At 73.6% G+C, this 6496-nt stretch carries 6 protein-coding genes and 1 pseudogene; 4 read left to right on the top strand and 3 right to left on the bottom strand.

Annotated features, from left to right (window positions below; genetic code table 11):
- A pseudogene (locus ESG85_RS36495) lies at positions 1-471 on the top strand (PKD domain-containing protein); the annotation flags it as partial.
- 137 nt (positions 472-608) lie between these two features.
- On the opposite strand, the gene ESG85_RS33965 reads toward ESG85_RS36495, so the two are convergent.
- Positions 609-908, bottom strand: coding sequence for a DUF4031 domain-containing protein (locus ESG85_RS33965; RefSeq protein WP_128985024.1), 300 nt, complete (start codon positions 906-908; stop codon positions 609-611).
- Between the two features lie 13 nt (positions 909-921).
- Positions 922-1278 carry a hypothetical protein gene (locus ESG85_RS33960; protein ID WP_128985023.1) on the bottom strand — a complete coding sequence of 119 codons (357 nt, stop codon included), beginning with the start codon at positions 1276-1278 and terminating at the stop codon, positions 922-924.
- A gap of 287 nt (positions 1279-1565) precedes the next feature.
- Between ESG85_RS33960 and ESG85_RS33955 the strand changes: the two genes are divergently transcribed.
- From ESG85_RS33955 to ESG85_RS33945, 3 genes are read left to right on the top strand one after another with little or no spacing between them, the layout of a single operon-like run.
- Complete coding sequence (locus ESG85_RS33955) at positions 1566-2414, top strand: MurR/RpiR family transcriptional regulator (protein ID WP_246095561.1); 849 nt, start codon at positions 1566-1568, stop codon at positions 2412-2414.
- Positions 2415-2455: 41 nt separating this feature from the next.
- Complete coding sequence (gene murQ / locus ESG85_RS33950; protein ID WP_128985021.1) at positions 2456-3391, top strand: N-acetylmuramic acid 6-phosphate etherase; 936 nt, start codon at positions 2456-2458, stop codon at positions 3389-3391.
- Between the two features lie 51 nt (positions 3392-3442).
- Positions 3443-4972, top strand: coding sequence for a PTS transporter subunit EIIC (locus ESG85_RS33945; protein ID WP_128985020.1), 1530 nt, complete (start codon positions 3443-3445; stop codon positions 4970-4972).
- Between the two features lie 13 nt (positions 4973-4985).
- Here the strand turns inward: ESG85_RS33945 and ESG85_RS33940 are convergent, their stop codons facing one another.
- Entirely contained in the window at positions 4986-6461 is a 1476-nt protein-coding gene (locus ESG85_RS33940) for an alpha/beta hydrolase (RefSeq protein ID WP_246095555.1), read from the bottom strand.
- Between the last annotated feature and the right edge of the window lie 35 nt (positions 6462-6496).

The raw sequence follows: 6496 nt of genomic DNA, 5'->3' as shown, positions 1-6496 counted from the left end.
GGACAGACCATCCCCAACCTCGTCGTCGTCCCCGTCGTCAACGGCAAGGTCAGCTTCTACAACAAGTCCGGCTACGTCGACCTCGTGGCCGACGTCGCGGGGTACTTCAGCACCGACATCGCCGGTGCGACGTACGAGCCGGTGACGCCGACCCGGCTCATGGACAGCCGCATCGGGCTCGGCGTCCGCAAGGGCAAGGTCGGCCCCGGCGAAACCGTCGTCCTGCAGGTCAGGAGCGGAGTGAAGGCCGTGGTCATGAACGTGACCGCGACCGGCGCGACCGCGGGGAGCTTCGTCTCCGTCCACCCCGACGGCACGGCCCGCACCAGCGCCTCCAACCTCAACTTCACCGCCGGACAGACCATCCCCAACCTGGTCGTCGTCCCGGTGGTGAACGGGAAGGTCGCGTTCTACAACAAGGCGGGCTACGTGGACCTGCTCGCCGACGTCGCCGGCTACTACACGTCGTAGCGACGACGATTCGGACGTGGGGCGCCCTGCTCGTGCGGGGCGCCTTGCGCGTTGCAGGGCGCTTGACGCGCCGCAGGACGCCTCACGCACCGCAGGGCGTCACGCACCGCAGGGAGCCCCACGCGCCGCGGGGAGCCTCACGCGCCGTAGCGCGGCAGGGTCTCCGTCGTCGTCGCCGGCCGGCCCTTCGGGCGGCGGAGGCCGGACTGCGTCAGGAGGCGGACGATCTCCTTCGAGCCGATCTCGACCGCGCCGGCCGCGACGGCGGCGGCGTAGTGGTCGGAGGGGACGTCGTAGTGGTCGCGCTCGAAGGCGCGGGGCGGGCAGCCGATCGCGGCGGCGAAGGCGTGCAGTTCCTCGAAGGAGACGTCACTGACGAGGTGCGACCACATACGGCCGTGACCGGGCCAGGTCGGCGGGTCGATGTAGAGGGTCACTCCCGGGCCCCCGTCACGTCAGGCCGCCCACCGGCGCGACCACCACTCCCTGCTTGCCGCAGACCCAGTGCGGGTCCGGGCCCATCTCCGGTTCGACGTCCAGCGCGTGCGGGTCGCCGGAGGAGCAGACCGGGCACAGCGGCCAGCGGCCGTACCGTTCGAGCAGGGCGTCCTGGACGTCCTGGGCGACCAGGCCCGCCACGTAGGCGCGGCCCTCCGGCCACTGCTCGACCCACCAGCGGCGGTGCGCGACCGCGTCCTCGACCATCGACACGACCTCCGCCATGGCCACCTTGCGGGCCACCAGGTCGGCGAGGACCAGGGCGCGGGCGGCATGGAGGGACTGTTCCAGGGGGTCGATGTCATCCATGCTCACATTCTGCTCTCCGGCCCCACGAGGGACCAACGGCCTGCGCGGACGCGGGTCCGACGACGGGAACGCGAGGTCTTGACGCCCCTCAGGACCGAAAATATCTTTCACATGTGACCAATGACGTGAAGGAAAGTTTCACCCAGGCCGCCGGGCCCGGCAACGCGGCGAGCGGTCCCGCGGTCCGCGGTCCAGCGACCGGCGGTCCCGCAGCCGGCGGTCCCGCAGCCGGCAGCGCCGCGGTCGGCGCCGCCGCCCCGCCCGCGCCCGCCGCGCTCGCGGCGAAGGTGCGGACCCTCGCCCCCTCCATGACCCGCTCCATGCAGCGGGTCGCCGAAGCCGTCGCCGGCGACCCGGCCGGCTGCGCCGCCCTCACCGTCACCGGTCTCGCCGAGCTCACCGGCACCAGCGAGGCGACCGTCGTGCGCACCGCGCGCCTCCTCGGCTACCCCGGCTACCGCGACCTGCGCCTCGCCCTCGCCGGCCTCGCCGCCCAGCAGCAGTCCGGCCGCGCGCCGTCCGTCACCGCCGACATCGCCGTCGACGACCCGGTCGCCGACGTCGTCGCCAAGCTCGCCTACGACGAGCAGCAAACCCTCGCGGACACCGCGGCCGGGCTCGACACCGTCCAGCTCGGCGCCGCCGTCGCCGCGCTCGCCACCGCCCGCCGGATCGACATCTACGGCGTCGGCGCCTCCGGCCTCGTCGCCCAGGACCTGGGCCAGAAGCTGCTCCGCATCGGCCTGATCGCGCACGCCCACAGCGACCCGCACCTCGCCGTCACCAACGCCGTGCAGTTGCGCTCCGGCGACGTCGCCATCGCCATCACCCACTCCGGCTCCACCGGCGACGTCATAGAACCGCTCCGCGTCGCCTTCGACCACGGCGCCACCACGGTCGCCATCACCGGCCGCCCCGACGGCCCGGTGGCGCAGTACGCCGACCACGTGCTGACCACCTCGACCGCCCGCGAGAGCGAACTGCGCCCCGCGGCCATGTCGTCCCGCACCAGCCAGCTCCTGGTCGTGGACTGCCTGTTCACCTGCGTCACCCAGCGCACGTACGAGACGGCGGCGCCCGCCCTCGCGGCCTCGTACGAAGCCCTGGCGCACCGCCACTCCCCCCGCACCCGCTGAGCCGCTGAGCCGATACGCCGCTACGCCGAAAGAGCCGCCACGTGTCCACGACGTCGTCCGCATCCACCTACTCCGAACTGCGCGCCCAGCTCGCCACCCTCACCACCGAGGCCTTCCGCCCCGAGCTCGCCGAGATCGACCGGCTGCCGACCGCCGAGCTCGCCGCGCTGATGAACCGCGAGGACCAGACCGTCCCCGCCGCCGTCGCCAGGCAGCTCCCGGCCATCGCCGCCGCGATCGACGCCACCGCCGAGCGGATGGCCCGCGGCGGCCGGCTGATCTATCTGGGCGCCGGGACCGCGGGCCGGCTCGGCGTGCTCGACGCCAGCGAGTGCCCGCCCACCTTCAACACCGACCCCTCCGAGGTCGTGGGCCTGATCGCGGGCGGCCCGACCGCCATGGTCAAGGCCGTCGAGGGCGCGGAGGACTCGAAGGAGCTGGCGGTCGATGACCTGACCGCGCTCGGCGTCACGGCCGACGACACGGTGGTCGGCGTCTCCGCCTCCGGCCGCACCCCGTACGCCATCGGCGCCGTCGAGCACGCCCGTGCGCTCGGCGCGCTCACCATCGGCCTGTCCTGCAACGCGGACAGCGCGCTGGCGGCGGCGGCCGAGCACGGCATCGAGGTCGTGACGGGGCCCGAACTCCTCACCGGATCCACCCGGTTGAAGGCGGGCACGGCACAGAAGCTGGTCCTCAACATGATCTCGACGATCACCATGATCCGGCTCGGCAAGACCTACGGAAACCTCATGGTCGACGTCCGCGCCTCCAACGACAAGCTCCAGGCCCGCTCGCGCCGCATCGTCGCGCTGGCCACCGGCGCGCCGGACGAGCAGATCGAAACGGCGCTCGCCGCCGCCGACGGCGAGGTGAAGACGGCGATCCTGATGATCCTCGCCGGCATCGACGCCAAGGCCGCCGACCAGCGGCTTCGCGACTCCCACGGCCACCTGCGCGCGGCACTGCACGCGTAGGGCCCCCCGAGGACCCCACCCCCCTCCCCGCACAGCAAGGCACCACCGCACATGAGCACAGACGACAAGAACCGCGCCATCGCCGCCGCGATCCTCCCCCTCGTCGGCGGCGCGGAGAACATCGACTCCGTGGCCCACTGCATGACCCGGCTCCGCCTCGGTCTGCGGGACCGCTCGCTCGTCCAGGACGAGGCCCTGAAGGCACTGCCGTCCGTGATGGGCGTGGTGGAGGACGACACGTACCAGATCGTCCTCGGCCCGGGGACGGTCGCGAGGGTGACCCCGGAGTTCGAGGCCCTCGTCGCCGAAGCCCCCGTCGCCGAAGCCCCCGTCGCCGAAGCCTCCGTCGCCGAAGCCCCGCACTCCGCCCACACCGCCGAGCAGCTCGCCGACCGGGGCGCGGCCCTCAAGGCGGCGCGGAAGGCGAAGAACGCCACCCCGTTCAAGCTGCTCCTGCGCCGGATCGCGAGCATCTTCGTCCCGCTGATCCCCGCCCTCATCGGCTGCGGCATCATCGCCGGCCTCAACGGCCTGCTGATCAACTTCGGCCGGCTGCCCGGCGTCACCCCGGCCCTCGCGGCCATCGCCAGCGGCTTCATGGCGCTCATCGCGGTCTTCGTCGGCTACAACACGGCCAAGGAGTTCGGCGGCACGCCGATCCTCGGCGGCGCGGTCGCCTCGATCATCGTCTTCGCGGGCGTCGCGAAGATCGAGGTCTTCGGCCAGACCCTCTCCCCCGGCCAGGGCGGCGTCCTCGGCGCGCTGGGCGCGGCGGTCCTCGCCGTGTACGTGGAGAAGTGGTGCCGCCGCTGGGTCCCGGAGGCCCTCGACGTCCTCGTCACCCCGACCCTGACCGTACTGATCTCCGGCCTGGTCACGGTCTTCGGCCTGATGTACGCGGCCGGTGAGGTCTCCCAGGCCATCGGCGACTTCGCCGACTGGCTCCTCGCCAACGCGGGCGCGGGCGCCGGCTTCGTCCTCGGCGGCCTGTTCCTGCCCCTGGTGATGCTCGGCCTGCACCAGGCCCTCATCCCCATCCACACCACCCTCATCGAGCAGCAGGGCTACACCGTGCTGCTCCCGATCCTGGCGATGGCGGGCGCGGGCCAGGTCGGCGCGGCCATGGCCGTCTACCTGAAGCTCCCCCGCAACGGCTCCATCCGCCGCACCATCAGGTCCGCCCTCCCGGCCGGCTTCCTCGGCGTCGGCGAACCCCTCATCTACGGCGTCTCCCTCCCCCTCGGCCGCCCCTTCGTCACCGCCTGCATCGGCGGCGCCTTCGGCGGCGGCTTCGTCGGCCTCTTCAACATGCTGAGCGCCAAGGTCGGCTCCACCGCCATCGGCCCCTCCGGCTGGGCCCTCTTCCCCCTCCTCGACGGCAACAAGCCCCTCGGCGAGACCGTCGCGATCTACGCCGGCGGCCTGCTGGTCGGCTACCTGGCGGGCTTCGTCGCCACGTACTTCTTCGGCTTCAGCAAGGACCTCCTGACGGAGTTCGACGTCGATACGGAGACGGAGCCGACCCCCGCGGCGGCCCCGGCCACCGGGCCGGGGCCCGAACCGGTGACCGCCAAGGTCTGAGGCCCTCGACGCGCTATCGGCAGGTCACATCGGAGGCCGGGCGCTCGCCCGTCAGCAGGAAGCGGGTGACCGTGCGGTCGCCGCAGGGGTTGCCGTTGGAGAGGTACATGCCGTGACCGCCGCGGTCGACGGAGACCAGGCGGGCGCGGGCGCCGAGGGCGGCGCGCATCTCGAGGGCGGAGGAGTGGGGGGTGGAGGGGTCGCGGAGGCCCTGGATCATGAGGACGTCGGAGGGGCCGTCGGAGGTGAGGCGGGTCGGCGGCTCGGCCGGGGTGTCCTTCCAGAAGGAGCAGGGCGTGATGTTGACCGGCATGCCCGCCGTCAGGGGGTGCGCGGCACGGTCGGCGGCGACGGCGCGGCGGAAGGTGGGGAGCGTGCCGCGCCAGCGGACGTCGTTGCAGACCACGCCGACGGTCACGGTCGCGTCCTCGTCGGGCATCGGGCCGGCCAGCACCGGCGGCAGGACGGGGACCGCGGCCGGGTCGGCGGCCTGCTTGACCAGGCGGGCGAAGTCGGCGAAGGCGGCGTCCGAGTAGAGGGCGCTCTGCAGGGCCTGGCGCAGCAGGTTGCCGGTCAGCGGCACCCCCGGCGTGGTCGACGGCTTCGGCGCGCGGTCCAGGCGCGCGGCGAGGTCGAGGACCAGCGGGCGGACGTCCTCGGGCCGGTCGGCGAGGCGCGATGCCGCCCGGTCCGGGTGCGCGGCCCACGCCGCGAAGTCGGGGAAACGGTCGTCGGCGCCGCGCGCCATGTCGCGCAGCCAGCCCTGGGCGACCGTCGCCGGGTTCGGGTCGGCGCTGCTGTCGAGGACGATCCGGTCGGTGCGGCGCGGGAACTCCTGCGCGTACTGCGCGGTGACGTACGTGCCGTACGAGTTCGCCCACGCAGAGATCCGCCGCTCCCCGAGCGCCTGCCGCAGCCGGTCCATGTCCCGCACCTGGTTCGGCGTGGTGAGGCTGCGCAGCACGGCGCCGCCGTTGCGCGCGCAGGCCTCCGCCACCCGCCGCGACCGCGCGACGTTCTCGTCGATCGACCCGTCGGCGGCGGGCCAGCCGCGCAGCGTCACCAGATGCCGGTCCGCCGCGTCGAGCCCGCAGCGCGCCTTCACGCTGCCGCCGACCCCGCGCGGATCGAAGCTCACCAGGTCGTACGCCCCGCCCAGCTGCTCCTTCAGCGCCGCGCCCTTCGCGCTCAGCCGCTGCACCCCCGAGCTGCCCGGCCCACCGGCGACCACGAGCAGGGTGCCGCGCCGGGCGCCGGGCCCGGTGGCGGAGCCGGAGGCCCGGATACGGGACACGGCGAGGTCGACCTGCGGGCCGCACGGGTCCGCGTAGTCGAGCGGCACCCGGAGCGTGGCGCACTCCTGCCCGAGCCCGGCGGGCCCGCAGGCACTCCAGGCGAGAGGCGAAGGGCCGGAGGAGGTGGCCGGGGCGGCGTGTCCGAGAGTCAGCGTGAGAGCGGCGGCACCGGCGATTCCCGCGTAAGTCGTCATGCGACAAGCCTTGTTGACGGAGCCTCGGCACCCCA

This window comes from Streptomyces roseicoloratus, assembly GCF_004117935.1.
GTDB classification, from domain to species: domain Bacteria; phylum Actinomycetota; class Actinomycetes; order Streptomycetales; family Streptomycetaceae; genus Streptomyces; species Streptomyces roseicoloratus.
This window is presented reverse-complemented; position numbering and strand designations above follow the sequence as displayed.